This window comes from Cupriavidus sp. KK10, assembly GCF_018223725.1.
In the GTDB taxonomy this organism is placed as follows: Bacteria; Pseudomonadota; Gammaproteobacteria; order Burkholderiales; family Burkholderiaceae; genus Cupriavidus; species Cupriavidus necator.
On sequence record NZ_CP073677.1, the window covers coordinates 2,451,397 to 2,468,877 of the forward strand.

A 17,481-nucleotide genomic window follows, 5' to 3' on the forward strand; every position below is an offset into this window, starting at 1 on the left:
TGCAGGGGCCGGCACCCTCGCATCGGGGACCTGATCCCGGATGCTTGCGAACGTCAGGTAGATTTTTGGGAACTAGTCAGGCGACCGAGCGCTGCCGCTGCGCCGCGCGCACCACCGCCAACCGCCTGGCAGCCTCCATCGATAAGCCGAAGCGGTCGTAGAAAGCGCAGTCCAGATCACTGCTGGCTGGCCAGCCGACGCGCCGCCGGGCATCGCCAATGCCGGCATCACCGGCCATGACCTCGAACAGCAACCGCATCAGCCGTTGCGTGCGGCACAGGTCGGTCAGCGCCGTGCCCTGCGAAAACAGCAGGCGGCGTAGCTGTGCCGTGGACATGCCCAGTCGTTCCGCGATAAACGCAGCATTCCAGGCGTAATGCGGTTGCAGGAAAACTCGCTTGCAGATGCGGTGGTGCAGGCATTCCTGCTGCGCCGCAGGGATCATGCGCTGGATTTCGAGGGTGCACGCGGCCGGCTGAGTGCTGCTGCCATCCAGGTGCAGCGCAAAGGTTTCAAACGGTTCGATGGTGAGCTGCTGGCCCGGCAGCAGCAGACGCTCATAGCCGCGGCGCCTGAGCACCAGCCTGCCGTGGGCCGTAGAGACCGACAGCGGGAAGGCCAGCAACAGCTGCTGCAGGCTGACGTGCATGTGGGACTGCAGATGGACGTGCATGGTGGCTCGGGATGCGGACAGGATCAGGCTGCATGATCGCCGCTAATTGGATTGCCCGCCTCTGCCATTTCCGAATGCACCGTTCACCGCCGCCGCATGGCCGTTGGTGCACGATGGACACTTGCACTGCCGGGGTGTTTGCTCCCTCTCCCGCTTGCGGGAGAGGGTTGGGCCTTCAACGGGCGTTGTGCTGGATAAAACCGAAGGCCCCGCTTGATGTGGTTCCCAGCTAAACCACCCCTCACCCCGGCCCTCTCCCCATGAGGGGAGAGGGAGAACACCTTGCTTAGGCTAGTTCGGGCGGCTTTGGCGCACCGAAAACCGTTGGCTAGCGGTCTGGGGGCACGCTGGCCATACCGACTTGCTCGAAGATCACGCGGTGAACGGCAGGCTGCGATGCCGCTTGCCGGTGAGCGCCGCGACGGCGTTAGCCAGTGCCGGCGCGATCGGCGGCACCGCGGTCTCGCCAATGCCGGTCGGCGGGTCGGCCGACGGCACGATATGCACCGCGATCTGCGGCGGCATGTCCGCATGCGTGGCGAGCCGGTAGTCGTTCCAGTTGCTCTGCTGGACCACGCCATCCTTCAGCGTGATCTGCGCGCCGGGCAGCGTGGTGCCCAGCCCCATCATCATGCCGCCCTGGACCTGCGCCTCGACCGTGCGCGGATTGATCGGCATGTTGCAGTGGACGGCCGCAGTGACCCGGTGCACCACCGGCTGATTGCCGCGCATCGAGACCTCGACGATATACGCGACCACGGTGTCGAACGATTCATGCACCGCCACGCCCCAGGCCCGCCCGCCCGCGAGGCGCCGCTTGCCGTAGCCCGAGCGCTCGACCGCCAGGTCCAGTGCCGCCAGGTGACGCTTGTGCTCACGCAGCAGCGTGCGGCGGTACGCCACCGGATCGATCCCGCCAGCGCGCGCCAGTTCATCGACCAGGGTCTCCATGACGTAGGCCGTGTGCGTGTGCCCCACCGAGCGCCACCACAGCACCGGAACATTGACCTTGGGATGATGGATCTCGAGCGCGATCGGGAACGGATAAGCACTGTCGCTCACACCCTCGACCATGGTCGAGTCGACCCCGTTCTTCACGGTGAAGGACTCGAACGGGGTGCCGCTGGTTATGGACTGGCCGACGATCACGTGCTTCCAGGCCAACACCTTGCCCTTGCCGTCGTGGCCGATTTCAACGCGGTGCAGGTGCATCGGGCGGTAGTAGCCGCCGCGCACGTCGTCTTCGCGCGTCCAGATCATCTTGATCGGCTCGCGCCGGCCGGCCGCATAGCGCGCCTTGGCCACCTGGGCGGCCTCAAACAGGTAGTCGGATGTGGGCACGGCACGCCGGCCGAAGCCGCCGCCGGCCATCATGGTGTTGAACGTCACCTGTTCCGGCTTCAGGCCGAGCACGGCTGCGACGTTGGCCTGGTCGACAGTCTGGAACTGCGAGCCGGCCCACACCGTGCACTGGTTGCCGCGAAAATCGATGGTGCAGTTGAGCGGCTCCATCGGCGTGTGCGCCAGGTAGGGGAAGACATACTCGGCGGTGAGCTTGTGTGGCGCGGTGGCCAGCGCCGAAGTGTCCGCCGCCTTGGCCCGCACGCCGGGCCGGGCCGCCAGTTCGCGGTAGCGCGCCAGCAGTGCATCGCTGTCCGGCTTCTCGACACCGCTGGTGTCCCATTCCACCTGCAGCACCTCGCGCGCCGTGCGCGCCGGCCAGAACCCATTGGCCGCGATCGCCAACCCTGTCGCGCCGCCGGCCAGTGGCACCTGGTAGACCTCTTCCACGCCGGCGATGGCCTTGGCACGCGCGGGGTCGAAGCGCGCGACCCTGGCGCCGAACACCGGCGGATGCACCATGACCACGGTGCGCGCGCCGGGCAGCGCCATGTCGATGCCGAACTGCTGCCTGCCGGTGGACTTGTCGCGCGCGTCGAGCCGGCCGGTGGGCTTGCCGATCAGCCTGAATTGCTGCGGCGACTTCAGCTGTACGCTCGCCGGCACCGGCTCGGCCAGGGCCGCGGCGGCCAGCTCGCCGTACGTGGCTCGGCGGCCGTCGGGCGCGGTCACCACGCCGGCCTCGGCCTTAAGCTGCCCGGCCGGCACCCCGAAGCGCCTGGCGGCGGCCCCGAGCAGCATGGCGCGCATGCGCGCGCCGACCTCTCGATACTGCGTCCACGAGTTCTTCATGCTGGTCGAGCCACCGACCATCTGGATATGGAACACCGGATCCTTATAGGCCTCGCCGGCCGGGGCCAGCTGGCAGCGCACCTTGCTCCAGTCCGCGTCCAGTTCCTCGGCCACCAGCATCGGCAGTGCCGTCTGCACGCCCTGCCCGAATTCAAGCTTGCCGATCGTGACCATCACCGTGCCGTCGGCATCGATGCTGACGAAGGCCGATGGCTGCACCGGCGCCTTGGGCTGCGCCGCCGCCTCCGTCTGCGCGCCAAGCGGAACGGCACAGAGCGCGAAGCCTGAGCCGACGCTCAGTTTCAGGAAGGTCCGCCGATCGATGCCGCCGCTTGCCTGCTGCATGAGTCTCATGGCATCTCCTCAGCCGATAGCCTTGGCTGCATCCTTGACCGCGGCATGGATGCGCGCATAGGTGCCGCAGCGGCACAGGTTGGCGCTCATGGCCTGTTCGATGTCGGCATCGGTCGGGCGCCGGTTGACCTTGAGCAGCGCCACCGCCGACATGACCTGGCCGCTCTGGCAATAGCCGCACTGCGTGACGTCGTTGCGCACCCAGGCCTCTTCGACTGCGCGCCCCACCGGGTCCTCGCCGATGCCCTCGATCGTGGTGAGTTGCCGGCCGGCGATGGAGGACACCGGCGTCACGCACGCGCGGCGCTGCTGGCCATCGACATGGACCGTGCACGCGCCGCACACCGCGATGCCGCAGCCGAACTTGGTCCCGGTCAGGCCCAGCGTGTCGCGCAGCACCCACAGCACCGGCGTGTCGCCGGGCACGTCAACCTGCTGGGTCTTGCCGTTCAGTTGAAAGGAGATCATGGCTGGCTCCCGTTGCTCGTGCCCGTCGTCTGTGTCAAGGCGCCCGATCCGGCGATGGCGCGCAGGTTCTTCAGCAAGGCTTCGTCGGCGGCGGCGCGCGTGGGCCCGGCAGAGGTACGCAGCGGCTCGCGCGTATCGCACGGCGCACCATTGCGTATCCACTGGCGCACCTGCTCGTCGAACGCGGGCTTGTCCAGCGGCGGCAATTCGCGCCCCGGCCCCGGTTGCCAGCCCCAAGCCACTAGGTGGTCGGTCACCATGTGTTCTTCGAGCATCGCCAGCGAGCGGCCGCCGTTGGTCCTGGTGTCGCGCAAGACCTTGCACAGCGCCGGCCCGGACAGGCCCAACCATGACATCTTCATCTTCGCTGGCGGCATGTGCCAGCCCGGCTGGCCGTCGGTATCGAGCCCGGGCGGCGCATGCGCGAGCGGACTGTTCTGGGTGGCATGGCAGGTGGCGCATTGCAGTGGCGGCACGCCTTTGCCGTCGGCGCCACGCTGCACCGGTGGAAAGTGCACCCGTTTCGCATCGCCCTGCAGCGGGCCGTCGGGCACGTGGCAATTCAGGCAGCGGGCATGCAGCAGCACACGTTCGATCTGCGCGAAGGCCTGCAGCCCGGCGTTGCGGTCGGGCGTGGCGGAAACCTGCGTGGGCTGGAAGGCTCCGCCGGGCCCGGCAGCAAAGGCGAGCGCCGGAAGCGTCAGGACGGAGCCCGCCAAAAGCTGGCGAGTGGCGGCGACGAGAGGGTTGCGGGCGTGATGCATCATGGGGCCTCCTCCTTCACCGTCGTCGGCGTGCTTGATCGTTGTAGTGCCTGATGCGATCCCTGGCAAGGCGAAACGGCAGGAGAGGATCGAGGTGCCCGGATCGGCAAGCAGCACTTTTTCGAGATGGTCACCAGTGCTGCAATGTCGCAATGAAGTTCTATCATGCAGACGAAGCGCACTGCCGATTGAAGGGCATGGCGCGCTCCGACCAAACGGCCTGTGATGCATATGGACCAAGATTCGCGACAAGACGCGTCCGATGGATCGGTGATGTTCGCGGACGTCTGCGACAGCACCAGACTCTACGAGCAGGCCGGCGATGCCGTGGCGCTTGGCGCAATCCGCCAGTGCCTCGCGCTGATGAAGTCCCACTCCGCGGCCGCGCAAGGACGGGTGGTCAAGACCATCGGTGACGAAATCATGGTGCTGTTTCCCGCGGCGGAGAATGCGATGCGGGCGGCACTGGACATGCAGGAGGCCGTCGCCGGGCTGCCGCCGATCATCGGCGCACCGCTGGCAATTCATATCGGCTTCCACCATGGTCCGATCCTGTCGGACGAATCCGGCGACCTGTTCGGCGACACCGTGAACCTTGCCGCCCGACTGGCCAGCCTCGCGTCGCGGGGCCAGATCATCACCAGCAAGAACGCGGTTGAGCAACTGTCCGCGGGGCTGCGCCAGATGACGCGCTACCTGTATCCGATACAGGTGCGCGGCAAGCACCAGGTGATCGAGCTGTATGAAGCGATCTGGCAGCAGAGCATCGACCTGACCCTGGTGGCCCCGGTGGATCTCGCATTGGCCCGTTCGGCATTGCTCTCGCTACGGTATCGGGGAACCGTCTTCGAAATGAACACCGCCTCGCCGCCTGTCACCATTGGCCGGGACACGACCATGAGCATTGTGGTCACGGACCGGCAGGTGTCGAGATTCCAGGCCACGGTGGAGCCGCGCGGCGGCCGCTTTGTCCTGATCGACAGAAGCTCGAACGGCACCCACGTGAAGATCGATGGCGAAAACGCGCTCATCCTGCGCCGTGACGAAATCACGCTCAGGGGTCATGGCTGGATTACCTTTGCCCAGCCGAAAGAATGCATCGACGAGGGTATCGAGTTCTTTGTCGACGAGAAGTGATGCTGGCAGGAAGGAAGCCGTGCGGCCGCAACCCATCGGAACAGGCCGCGGCCGCGCGTGGCGGGTTACCCGCCCAGCTCCTGAAAGGCGTGCCCGTTGGCTTCCAGCCCCTTCAACATACCGGGTGACAATGCGCTCTCCGGAACCGTCCCTTCAAGTTGCCACTCCTTTGCGTCGGCGAGGTCCTGAAGTCCTGCCCCCTTGCGCACATAGAGCCCCAGCGTCGGTTTCAGCAGATTGATGTAAAAGTCGTACTCCTGCATTTGCGAATCTCCCACGAAAGTCGTGATTGCCCTGGCTCTTGCGCTCAAGCGCTGGAGTCTCCTGCCGCGACGGTGCTATCCGCCTTCTTGGGTGCAGCGCCCTTGGCGGCAGCTTTGCCTGCCTTCGGCTTCTTGACGGCTTCCATCTTCCTGAAGACCACGGCGTCGCTTGCTTTGTCGTAGCCGAGCTCGACGCTGTCGCCGGATTTCAGCTTGTCGCCGAGAATCTCCTTGGCCAGCCCGGTCTCGACCGACTGGCGGATCTGGCGCCGCAGCTCCCGCGCACCGAACTCAGGCTGGTAGCCCACCTCGACCAGATGATCGACCAGGTCATCGTCGAGCTTGACCGTGATGTCCTGCGCCGCGGCGGTGCGCACCACGCGCTCCAGCTGGATCTGCACGATCGCACGGATGTTCTCGCGCGACAGCGCATGGAACACGATGATGTCGTCGATGCGGTTCAGGAACTCGGGCCGGAAGTGTCCCTTCAGCACCTTCATCAGCGCCTCGCGCAAGTCCTTCTCAGGCATGCGCTTGTCCTCGGGCTGCTCCAGGTTATCCATGATGATCGGCGCGCCCAGGTTGCTGGTGGCGATGATGACGGTGTTGCTGAAGTCCACCACGCGGCCCTTGCCGTCGGTCAAGCGGCCATCGTCGAAGACCTGCAGCAGCACGTTGTTCACGTCCGGGTGGGCCTTCTCGATTTCATCCAGCAGGATCACGCTATAGGGCTTGCGCCGTACGCGTTCGGTCAGCTGCCCGCCTTCGTCGTAGCCGACATAGCCCGGGGGCGCGCCGATCAGCCGGGCCACCGCATGGCGCTCCATGTACTCGGACATGTCGATGCGGATGATGGCCTGCTCGTCGCCGAACACGGTTTCCGCCAGGGCCTTGGCCAGCTCGGTCTTGCCGACGCCGGTCGGCCCGAGGAAGAGGAAAGTCGCGATCGGGCGGTTGGCCTGGCCCAGGCCCGCACGCGACAAGCGCACCGCGTCGCTGACCGCGACCACCGCGTCCTCCTGCCCCACCACCCGCTCGCGCAGCCGCGCTTCCATCTTCAGCAGCTTCTGGCGCTCTTCCTGGGTCAGGTCGGTCACGGGGATGCCGGTCAGGCGCGACACCACTTCGGCAATGGCCGCGACCGTCACCTCCAGGGTCTCCGACCCGGTCTTGCGCTGCCAGGCCTCGGTCAGCTCATCAAGCCGCTTCTGCTTGTGGTTGATGCGGTCCTCGAAGCCCTTGGCCTCGTCAAAGCGCTTGCGCGACGACGCATAGTCCTGCTCGCGCTTGAGCTGGGCGATCTCGGCCTCCAGTTCCTGGATATCCGCGGGGCGCGAGGTGGCGCCGATGCGCACGCGCGCCGCGGCCTGGTCGATCAGGTCGATGGCCTTGTCCGGCAGGAAGCGCGAGGTGATGTAGCGGTCCGACAGTTCCGCCGCGGCGACAAAGGCGTCGTCGGCGAAGGTGACCTGGTGGTGCGCCTCAAGCTTGTCGCGCAGGCCGCGCAGGATGACGATGGTCTGCTCGACAGTCGGCTCCGGCACCAGCACCGGCTGGAAGCGCCGCTCCAGCGCCGCGTCTTTCTCGATGTATTTCTGGTATTCGTTCAGCGTGGTGGCGCCGATCAGGCTCAGTTCCCCGCGCGCCAGCGCGGGCTTGAGCACGTTGGCGATATCGAGCCCGCCCTCGCCGCCGCCCTGCCCCGCGCCGACGATGGTGTGCAGTTCGTCGATAAACAGGATCAGTTCGTCGTTCTTGGCCGTGACCTCATCGATCAGCTGCTTGGCACGCTCCTCGAACTCGCCGCGGTACTTGGCCCCGGCGACCATCGAATTGATGTTCACCTCAACCAGACGCTTGCCGCGCAGCACCTCCGGCACATCGCCATTGACGATGCGCTGCGCCAGGCCTTCCACGATGGCGGTCTTGCCCACGCCTGGCTCGCCGATCAGCACCGGGTTGTTCTTCTTGCGCCGCGCCAGCACTTCGATCGTGCTCTCGATCTCCTGCGCACGGCCCAGCACCGGATCGAGCTTGCCCTGCCGCGCAATCGCGGTCAGGTCGCGCCCGAACTTGTCCAGCGTGGGCGTGCCGGTCGGCGTGTCGACGCGGCCGTCTTCAGCGCCTTTGCCGACCACCTTCACCACCTTCTGGCGCAGCGCCTCGGGGGTCACGCCGTATTTTTTCAGCAGCGTCCCGGCAATACTGTCCGGCACCGAGGCCAGGCCGATCAGCAGGTGCTCGGGTCCAACGTAGGAATGCCCCAGGTCGCGCGAGGCCTGGAAGGCAAACTGGAAGGCCTTCTTCAGCCGCGGCGAGATCGTCATCCGGTCGATGGCCGCGTCGGGTTCGGCGGTTCCGGTCTGCGCATGCTCGTCGATATAGCCCTTGATGTCCTGCGGCGAGAGTTTGAGCTCCTTGAGCAGCGCCGTGCAGACATCGGTATCGGCGAGCACGTAGAGCAGGTGCTCGGTATCGAGTTCATTGCGCCGCAGCTCGTGGGCCTTCTCCGCGGCGCGCTGCAGCAGCTCCATGGTCTGCTCGCTGAAGGCATCGGTGGGGTCGACGGATTCGCGCGGAACTTCGGTGGAGTACCCGGGATGCTCGTCGTCATCCATCCCGCCTCCCATTCCGCGGAAGAAGCGGGACAGGCCGCCGCCACCCAGCAGGGAGTCGAACGGGTTGAGCATGTCCTGGTGGCGCAGCAGCTGCCGGTAGTCGTAGTCGCAGATCGACATCGTCTTGCGCTCGCCGTCCTGAACCACGGTCACCCGTGCCACGGCGGGACGTGCGTTGCAGATTTCGCATAGGGTCGGCATGATGGACTTTCCTCCACAGGTAGGTCACATTGCTTCAACAGGGGGACGTTGCGCGCGCTCAGGGCCGCGCGCAGCGGCGCTAAAAAGCGGGCATGAGCCGTGCTTACGTGATGGTGGGCTGGCCTGCCATTACGTCACCTCCGAACGCACCACGCGCACGGGCACTGACTTGTAGGACGGGGTGCCGCTGTCCTCGTCGATGTAGTCGAGCGGCACCAGCCTATTTGCCTCCGGATAGTAGGCGGCGACGGAGCCGGGCGCAATTTCATATTCAATCGCAGTGATCTTCTCGAAACGCAGCTGCCGGCCCGCAGCGATGGTCTCGATGTCGACCAGGTCGCCATGCTCCAGGCCGCGCGCGGCCAGGTCGGCTGGGTTCATGAACAGCACGTCGCGCCGCCCGAACACGCCCCGGTAGCGGTCGTCCATGGCATAGATGGTGGTGTTGTACTGGTCATGGCTACGGATCGTCACCAGCCGCAGGACATCGTCGGCAAGGACTTCCTTGTCTTCATGCAACCCCTTGAACACATAGAACTCGGCCTTGCCCGACGGCGTTTCCCATTTGCGCTCGGTTGGCGGCAAGGGCATGCGGAATCCGCCAGGGACCCGCACGCGCGTGTTGAAGTCCTCAAAGCCGGGCACCGTCTTCTCGATCAGGTCGCGGATCCTGTCGTAGTCGGCAACCAGTTCCAGCCATGGCACCTTGCTGTCAGGCAGGGTCGCGGTGGCCATGCCCGCCACGATGGCCGGCTCGGAGCGCAGGAACTCGGACGCCGGCGCGAGCTTGCCGGCCGACGCATGCACCATCGACATCGAATCCTCCACCGTCACCGATTGCGGCCCGGTCTCCTGCACATCCAGTTCGGTGCGGCCCAGGCAAGGCAGCACATAGGTCTCCTTGGCCACCAGCAAGTGGGTGCGATTGAGCTTGGTCCCGACATGCACGCTCAGGTCGAGCTTGCCCATGGCGGGGAAGCACTGCTCGGGGTCAGGCAAGGCGACCGCGAAGTTCCCGCCCAGGCAGAACAGCGCCCTGGACTTGCCGTCGATCATCGCCTGCATCGCGTTGACGGCATCGTGCCCGTGTCCGGCGGGCGGGCTGAAGCCGAAGGTGTCCTCGATCCGCTGCAGGAAGCCGGCCGACGGCTTCTCGGTAATGCCGACAGTCCGGTTCCCCTGCACATTGGAGTGGCCGCGCAAGGGGCAGATGCCGGCGCCGGGCTTGCCGAAGTTGCCTCGCAGCATCAGCAGGTCGCACAGCAGGCGCACATTGGCCGTGCCTTCGTTGTGCTGGGTCACGCCCATGCCGTAGGTGACGATGGTGGCATTCGATTTGGCATAGGCCGCCGCCACCAGCTCCAGGTCCGCGCGGGTCAGGCCACAGGTCTTTTCGATATCCGCCCATTCGGTCGACCGCAGATCGTCGGCCAGCGCCTCAAAGCCCTCGGTGTGGACCGCGATGAAGTCGTGGTCCAGCACATTGCCCTGGCTGGCCTCCAGGTCCAGCAGCGCCTTCATCACCCCTTTTATGGCGGCAGCGTCGCCACCGGCGCGGACCAGGAAGTAGGACGACGCAATCCGGGTGGAGCCATAGGTGGCCATCTCCACCATGTTCTGCGGGTCAGCGAAGCGCTCAAGCGCCCGCTCGCGCAGCGGGTTGAACACCAGGATCGGCACCTTGCGGCGCGAGGCCTCATGCAAGGTCCCCATCATCCGCGGGTGGTTGGTGCCCGGGTTGTGGCCGATCGAAATAATCAGCTCGCACGTGTCAAAGTCATCCAGCGACACCGTGCCCTTGCCGATGCCGATCGAGCGCGGCAAGCCCACGCTGGTGGGCTCGTGGCACATGTTCGAGCAATCGGGGAAATTGTTCGTGCCATATTCCCGCGCGAACAGCTGGTACAGGTAGGCGGCCTCGTTGGAGGCCCTGCCCGAGGTATAGAACTCGACCTGGTCCGGCGTCAGCCCGCGCAGGATCTCGCCGATGCGGGCGAAGGCTGCCTCCCACTCCACCGCGCGGAAGGTGTCGGTGGCGCGGTCGTAGACCAGGGGATGCGTCAGCCGGCCAAAGTCCTCGAGCTCGTAGTCCGTGCGGTTCAACAGCGACGACACGGTATTGGCTGCAAAGAACTCGGGGGGCACCCGTTTGGTGGTTGCCTCCCACGTCACGGCCTTGGCGCCGTTCTCGCAGAACTGGAAGGTCGACCGGTGCTCCTTGTCGGGCCATGCGCAGCCGGGGCAATCGAAGCCGTCAGGCTGGTTGGTCCGCATCAGCGTGATCGGCGCCTTGACGGTATCCATCTGCGTCCGGATCGCCGTGGCGGTTGCCTTCAGCGCACCCCAGCCGCCGGCGGGACCGTCGTACTTCCGGATACCAGGCACTTCGCGTCGATTGGCCATGTTTGCTCCTTGTGCCGCGCCAGGTTGCTGGTGACGGCGTTGGGGTTAGTCACGCGTGCTGTTCCTGCCGCCGGTTTGCTCCCCTCTCCCGCTTGCGGGAGAGGGGCCGGGGGTGAGGGCAGGCCCAGGCATACCGACGGCTTTTACTTCGTTGATGCTCCGGCCCTCACCCCCACCCCTCTCCCGCGCGCGGGAGAGGGGAGCGTATGCGTGGGTTCGTGGTACTGCAGACGGCCCACTTTGCTGATCTCCGCCATTCGCCCACCGGGCGGCGCCTTCAGGAATAAAGCTTCGCCACCCGCTCCAGCGGCACCGGCTTGATCCGCGAAGCCTGCCCGTCGCAGCCGAAGGCCTCGAAGCGCAGCTTGACCACGCTCCTCGCACCCTTCTTGGCCGCCAGCAGCGCCTTGCGCGGATCGAACTCGCTGCGGTCGTCGGACAAGGACTTGCGGATCGCCCCGGTCATCGCCAGGCGGATATCCGTGTCGATATTCACCTTGCGCACCCCCATCTTGATGCCGCGCAGGATCTCCTCGACCGGCACGCCGTAGGTCTCCTTGATGTCGCCGCCGTACTGGCGGATGATCTCCAGCCATTCCTGCGGCACCGAGCTGGAGCCGTGCATCACCAGGTGGGTGTCAGGGATCTGCTCATGGATCTCGCGGATGCGGTCCATAGCCAGGATGTCACCGGTGGGCTTGCGCGAGAACTTGTAGGCGCCGTGGCTGGTGCCGATGGCAATCGCCAGCGCATCCACGCCGGTGCGGGCGACAAAGTCGCGCGCCTGGGCCGGGTCGGTCAGCATCATGTCGTGCGACAGCGTGCCCGCCGCGCCCACGCCGTCCTCTTCGCCGGCCTGGCCGGTTTCGAGCGAGCCCAGGCAGCCCAGTTCGCCCTCCACCGACACGCCGATCGCATGCGCCATTTCGCACACGCGCCGCGTGACGTCGACGTTGTAGTCGTAGTCGGACGGGGTCTTCATGTCTTCGCGCAGCGAGCCGTCCATCATCACGCTGGTGAAGCCGGAGCGGATCGAGGCCTGGCAGATCGCCGGGCTGGAGCCGTGGTCCTGGTGCAGCACGATGGGGATGTCCGGATGGGTCTCGGCCGCGGCCAGCACCATATGGCGCAGGTAAGCCTCGCCGGCGTACTTGCGGGCGCCGGCGGAGGCCTGCAGGATGACCGGGCTGTCGGTTTCCTCGGCCGCCTCCATGATGGCGTGGATCTGTTCCAGGTTGTTGACGTTGAAAGCCGGCACGCCGTAGCCGAACTCTCCCGCGTGGTCCAGCAGCTGGCGCAAGGAAATGAGTGCCATGATGAAGCTCCTTTACTGATTGCAGAATCGGTGAGGTCGGGTTCAGGCGGCGCGCTGTGCCAGCACGGCCAGCGCGGGCAGCGTCTTGCCCTCCAGGAATTCCAGGAACGCACCCCCGCCCGTGGAGATGTAGCCCACGCGGTCGGCAATGCCGTACTTGGCAATGGCCGCCAGCGTGTCGCCGCCGCCGGCGATCGAGAACGCCTTCGATTCGGCGATGGCCTGGGCCAGCACCCTGGTGCCATTGCCGAACTGGTCGAACTCGAACACACCCACCGGGCCGTTCCAGACGATGGTGCCGGCGGCCTTGAGTTGCTCGGCCAGCATGGCGGCGGTCTTGGGGCCGATGTCCAGGACCATGTCGTCGTCGGCCACGTCCTTCACGTCCTTCACGGTAGCCTCGGCGGTGGCGCTGAATTCCTTGGCGCATACGACGTCGACCGGGATCGGCACTGAGGCGCCGCGGGCAGCCATGATGTCGATGATGGCCCTGGCATCGGCCAGCAGGTCAGGCTCGGCCAGCGACTTGCCGATCTTCAGGCCGGCGGCCAGCATGAAGGTATTGGCGATGCCGCCGCCGACGATCAGGTTGTCGACCTTGTCGGCCAGCGACTTCAGGATGGTCAGCTTGGTCGAAACCTTGGAGCCCGCCACGATTGCCACCAGCGGACGCGCCGGCTGGCCCAGCGCCTTGCCCAGCGCGTCGATCTCGGCGGCCAGCAGCGGGCCGGCGCAGGCGATGGGGGCGTACCTGGCGATGCCATGCGTGGTCGCCTCGGCACGGTGGGCGGTGCCGAAGGCGTCGTTGACGTAGACATCGCACAGCGCGGCCATCTTCTGCGCCAGTTCGTCGCTGTTCTTCTTCTCGCCCGTGTTCATGCGGCAGTTTTCCAGCAGCACCACCTGCCCGGGCGGCACCTGGAAGCCGCCCTCGGTCCAGCCGGACAAGAGCGGCACCTGGCGGCCCAGCAGTTCCGACAGGCGGCGGCCCACCGGTGCCAGGCTGTGGCGCGGGTCGGGCGCGCCCTCCTGCGGCCGGCCCAGGTGCGAGGTGACCATCACCGCGGCGCCCGCCTGCAGGCAGGCCGCGATGGCAGGCACGGAAGCACGGATGCGGGTGTCGTCGGTGATGGCGCCCGCTGCATCCTGCGGGACGTTGAGGTCGGCGCGGATAAAGACCCGCTTGCCAGCCAGTCCGCCTGCTGCAAGCAGTGCGGCCAGCGTGTGCGGCGCCGCCGCGGGTTTCGGTTGCGGGTTCGTAGCATGGGATAGGCTCATCATGGCAACCTGCTAGCGTGCGTGGGCCAGCGCCACCGCGGTATCCAGCATGCGGTTGGAGAAGCCCCATTCGTTGTCATACCAGGCCGACACCTTGACCAGCGTGCCGTTAACCTTGGTCAGGGTGGCGTCAAAGGTGGACGACGCCGGGTTGTGGTTGAAGTCCACCGAGACCAGCGGCGCGGTGTTGTAGTCCAGGATGCCCTTGAGCTCGCCTTCAGCGGCTGCCTTTAGGATGCCGTTCACCTCCTCCACCGTGGTGGGCCGCGCCGCCACGAAGGACAGGTCGACCAGCGACACATTGATGGTCGGCACGCGCACGGCAAAGCCGTCCAGCCGGCCGTCCAGCTCAGGCATCACCAGCCCGACCGCGGCGGCGGCGCCGGTCTTGGTCGGGATCATCGACATGGTGGCCGAGCGCGCCCGGCGCAGGTCTTCGTGGTAGACGTCGGTCAGCACCTGGTCGTTGGTATAGGAGTGCACCGTGGTCATCAGGCCGTTCACCACGCCCAGCTTCTCGTGCAGCGGCTTGACCAGCGGCGCCAGGCAGTTGGTGGTGCACGAGGCGTTGGAGATCACCATGTCGCTGGCCTTCAGCACGCCGTGGTTGACGCCGTAGACGATAGTGGCGTCCACGTCCTTGCCGCCGGGGGCGGAGATGATCACCTTCTTCGCGCCGCCCTTCAGGTGGGCCGAGGCCTTTTCCTTGCTGGTGAAGAGCCCGGTGCATTCCATCACCACGTCCACGCCCAGCTCGCCCCACGGCAGCAGGGCCGGGTTGCGCTGGGCCAGCACGCGGATGCGGTCGCCGTTGACGCGGAAGGCATCGCCGTCGACCGAGACCTCGCCCGGGAAGCGGCCGTGGACGGTGTCGTACTGGGTCAGGTGCGCATTGGTGGCCGCGTTGCCGAGGTCGTTGATGGCGACGATCTCGATATCGTGCCGCTTGCCGCCTTCATAGTGGGCGCGCAGCACGTTGCGGCCGATGCGTCCGTAGCCGTTGATGGCAACCTTGATAGTCATGCTGTCTCCTTTACTTGTCTTGGTATCCTTGCCGGTCGCGCTGGCGCGCCGGCGCAACATCAGGCTGCTGGCGCCAGCCGCGCCGGCGTCAGCAGCGCCGGCAACGCCTCCAGCGAATCGAGCAGCGCGTCGGCGCCCAGCGCCGCGGGCCCGCCGGGCCCGGCGTAGCCATAGCGCACCAGGCAGACCGGGATGCCGGCCGCGCGCGCCGCCGCCACGTCCACCGCCGAATCCCCCACCAGCACGCCCTGCGCCGGATCGACGTCGAGCAGGTTGCAGGCGTGCCGCAGCGGTTCGGGGTCCGGTTTCATCTGCGCGATCGAGTCGCCCGCCACCAGCACTTCCAGGTATTGCGACAACCCGGTCAGCGCCAGCAGCGGCACCGCCAGCGCGCTCGGCTTGTTGGTGACGCAGGCAAGCCGGTAGCCCTGCCGCCTGAGCGCCTCCAGGCCTGCCTCCACGCCCGGGAACACCGATCCGAGGCGGCCGTTGGTCTCGGCATAGTGGCGGTGGAACATCGTCACGGCATCGGCAGCCTCAACCTGCGCCGCGAGCCCGGCGGTCTCGAGCACGCGCCGCACCAGGTTGGGCACCCCGCGGCCGATAAAGCCGGCCACGGTGTCGAACGGCAATGCCGGGCTGCCGAGGTCGGCCAGCATGCGGTTGGCGGCCTCGACAATGTCGGGCGCGCTGTCGACCAGCGTGCCGTCCAGGTCGATCAGCACCGCGGTGCAGGGCATGGATGTGGTAGCCATCACGCCTCCTCCAGCAGCACGCGCGCGGCCGCGGCGACATGCGTCGGGGTCAGGCCGAAGTGCTGGTACAGCGCCTCGGCCGGCGCAGATTCGCCGAAGCTGTCGATGCCCAGCGCCAGGCCCTGCTCGCCCACCACGCCGCGCCAGAACCAGGTGCCGCCCGCCTCCACGCTGACGCGCGGCAATCCCGGCGGCAGCACGGTGTCCCGGTACGCCACGTCCTGCGCGTAGAACAGCTCCACGCAGGGCATGGACACCACGCGTGCGGCGATGCCGGCATCGGCCAGGTCCAGTGCCGCGCGCATGGCGATTTCCACCTCGGAGCCGGTGGCGATCAGCACCACGCGCGGCGCCGGCACATCGCGCAGCACATAGCCGCCTCGCGCAATCTCCGCGCGCTGGGCCGCATTGCGCTCGAACGGCATCAGCGCCTGCCGCGACAGCACCAGGCAGCTCGGGCCATCCTCGCGCCGCAGCGCGGCCAGCCACGCATACGCGGTCTCGGCGCCGTCGCAGGGACGCCAGACCTGGTTGTTGGGGATCAACCGCAGGCTGGCGGCGTGTTCCACCGGCTGGTGGGTGGGACCGTCCTCGCCCAGCCCGATCGAGTCATGGGTCAGCACGTGGACCACGCGCAGGCGCATCAGCGCCGCCATGCGGATGGCATTGCGCGAATAGTCCGAGAAGGTCATGAAGGTGCCGCCGTAGGGGATCAGCCCCCCATGCAGCGCAATGCCGTTCATGGCGGCGGCCATGCCGAACTCACGCACGCCATAGCTCACGTAGTTGCCATGCCCGGCATGGTTGACCCAGACCGATGCCTTGACATTGGTCAGGTTGGAGCCGGTCAGGTCGGCCGAGCCGCCCAGCAGCTCGGGCAAGGCGGGCGTGAGCGCCTCCAGGCACAGCTGCGATGCCTTGCGCGTGGCGATCTTGCCTTGCAGCGGCGACGGCGCGTCCAGCAACGCCAGCAGCTCGGCATCGAAGCCTTGCGGCAGGCGGCCCTTGACGCGGCGCACGAACTCCTCGGCCAGTTCGGGGTGCGCGGCGCAATAGCTGACGAAGCGCGCCTCCCATTCGGCCTCGCGCGCGGCGCCTTGCGCGCGTGCGTCCCAGGCGTCGGCGACATCCGCCGGCACCGTGAAGGGCTCGGCTTCCCAGCCCAGCGCGGTGCGCATGGCGGCGATCTCCGGCGCGCCCAGCGGGGCGCCATGCACATCGTGGCCGCCGGCCTTGGCGGGCGCGCCCTTGCCGATCACGGTGCGGCAGCAGATCAGCGTGGGCCGGTCGCGCTCGGCCTTGGCCTCGTGCAGCGCAGCGTCGATGGCCTGCACATCGTGCCCGTCGACGGCAATCACATGCCAGCCGTAGGCGGCAAAGCGCTTCGGGGTGTCGTCGGCAAACCAGCCGGCCACCTCGCCGTCGATGGAGATGCCGTTGTCGTCGTACAGGCAGATCAGCTTGCCCAGCCTGAGCGTTCCCGCCAGCGAGCAGGCCTCGTGGCTGAGGCCTTCCATCAGGCAGCCATCGCCAAGGAAGACGTAGGTGTGATGGTCGACGATGTCGAAGCCGGGCCGGTTGAAGGTGGCGGCCAGCAGCTTCTCCGCCAGCGCCATGCCGACGGCATTGGCCAGGCCCTGCCCCAGCGGCCCGGTGGTGGTTTCCACGCCCGGCGTCACGCCAAGCTCCGGATGGCCGGGCGTGGCCGCGTGCAGCTGGCGGAACTGGCGCAGCTGCGACATCGGCAGGTCATAGCCGGTCAGGTGCAGCAGTGCGTACTGCAGCATGGATGCATGGCCGTTGGACAGCACGAAGCGGTCACGGTCGGGCCAGGCCGGGTTGGCCGGGTTGTGGCGCAGGTGGCGCCGCCACAGCACTTCGGCCATCTCGGCCATGCCCATGGGAGCGCCGGGGTGGCCGGACTTGGCCTGCTCCACCGCGTCGGCGGCCAGGAAGCGCAGCGCATTGGCACAGCGCGCTGCGGAATCGATGCGTTCTGGGGCGTTCATTCAGAAGATCCTCGCGAGTCGGCGTTT

13 protein-coding genes are annotated in these 17,481 nt (G+C 67.0%); 1 reads left to right on the forward strand and 12 read right to left on the reverse strand.

What is annotated here, in order from left to right:
• Positions 1-76: 76 nt before the first annotated feature.
• The 4 genes from KB879_RS11770 to KB879_RS11785 all read right to left on the reverse strand — a co-directional run bounded on the left by KB879_RS11770 (position 77) and on the right by KB879_RS11785 (position 4,605).
• Entirely contained in the window at positions 77-625 is a 549-nt protein-coding gene (locus tag KB879_RS11770; protein ID WP_228772400.1) for an AraC family transcriptional regulator, read from the reverse strand.
• 420 nt (positions 626-1,045) lie between these two features.
• Complete coding sequence (locus KB879_RS11775; RefSeq protein ID WP_211981382.1) at positions 1,046-3,220, reverse strand: xanthine dehydrogenase family protein molybdopterin-binding subunit; 2,175 nt, start codon at positions 3,218-3,220, stop codon at positions 1,046-1,048.
• Positions 3,221-3,229: 9 nt separating this feature from the next.
• A complete protein-coding gene (locus tag KB879_RS11780; RefSeq protein WP_013952994.1) occupies positions 3,230-3,688 on the reverse strand; it encodes a (2Fe-2S)-binding protein in 459 nt (152 codons plus the stop codon).
• Positions 3,685-4,605 carry a hypothetical protein gene (locus KB879_RS11785; RefSeq protein ID WP_238553091.1) on the reverse strand — a complete coding sequence of 307 codons (921 nt, stop codon included), beginning with the start codon at positions 4,603-4,605 and terminating at the stop codon, positions 3,685-3,687. The genes KB879_RS11780 and KB879_RS11785 overlap by 4 nt, the downstream gene beginning before the upstream one ends.
• 78 nt (positions 4,606-4,683) lie before the next feature.
• Here KB879_RS11785 and KB879_RS11790 point away from each other — a divergent pair, with 78 nt between their 5' ends.
• Positions 4,684-5,589: an adenylate/guanylate cyclase domain-containing protein gene (locus tag KB879_RS11790; protein WP_013952996.1), complete on the forward strand. Its 906-nt coding sequence runs from the start codon at positions 4,684-4,686 to the stop codon at positions 5,587-5,589.
• Positions 5,590-5,654: 65 nt separating this feature from the next.
• Here KB879_RS11790 and KB879_RS11795 read toward each other — a convergent pair whose 3' ends face one another.
• The 8 genes from KB879_RS11795 to tkt all read right to left on the reverse strand — a co-directional run bounded on the left by KB879_RS11795 (position 5,655) and on the right by tkt (position 17,454).
• Positions 5,655-5,852, reverse strand: coding sequence for a hypothetical protein (locus KB879_RS11795; RefSeq protein ID WP_211981384.1), 198 nt, complete (start codon positions 5,850-5,852; stop codon positions 5,655-5,657).
• Between the two features lie 44 nt (positions 5,853-5,896).
• Positions 5,897-8,671: an ATP-dependent Clp protease ATP-binding subunit gene (locus KB879_RS11800; protein WP_211981386.1), complete on the reverse strand. Its 2,775-nt coding sequence runs from the start codon at positions 8,669-8,671 to the stop codon at positions 5,897-5,899.
• A gap of 129 nt (positions 8,672-8,800) precedes the next feature.
• Positions 8,801-11,074, reverse strand: a complete 2,274-nt coding sequence (locus KB879_RS11805) for an FdhF/YdeP family oxidoreductase (RefSeq protein WP_013952999.1) — start codon at positions 11,072-11,074, stop codon at positions 8,801-8,803.
• Positions 11,075-11,351: 277 nt separating this feature from the next.
• On the reverse strand, positions 11,352-12,389 hold the full coding sequence (fba, locus tag KB879_RS11810) for a class II fructose-bisphosphate aldolase (RefSeq protein ID WP_211981388.1): 1,038 nt from the start codon (positions 12,387-12,389) through the stop codon (positions 11,352-11,354).
• Positions 12,390-12,431: 42 nt separating this feature from the next.
• Complete coding sequence (locus KB879_RS11815) at positions 12,432-13,670, reverse strand: phosphoglycerate kinase (RefSeq protein WP_013953001.1); 1,239 nt, start codon at positions 13,668-13,670, stop codon at positions 12,432-12,434.
• Positions 13,671-13,679: 9 nt separating this feature from the next.
• Positions 13,680-14,690, reverse strand: coding sequence for a type I glyceraldehyde-3-phosphate dehydrogenase (gene gap, locus KB879_RS11820; protein ID WP_211981390.1), 1,011 nt, complete (start codon positions 14,688-14,690; stop codon positions 13,680-13,682).
• 59 nt (positions 14,691-14,749) lie between these two features.
• Positions 14,750-15,445 carry a phosphoglycolate phosphatase gene (gph, locus tag KB879_RS11825; protein ID WP_153954010.1) on the reverse strand — a complete coding sequence of 232 codons (696 nt, stop codon included), beginning with the start codon at positions 15,443-15,445 and terminating at the stop codon, positions 14,750-14,752.
• Entirely contained in the window at positions 15,445-17,454 is a 2,010-nt protein-coding gene (gene tkt / locus KB879_RS11830; protein ID WP_013953004.1) for a transketolase, read from the reverse strand. The genes gph and tkt overlap by 1 nt, the downstream gene beginning before the upstream one ends.
• Positions 17,455-17,481: the final 27 nt, after the last annotated feature.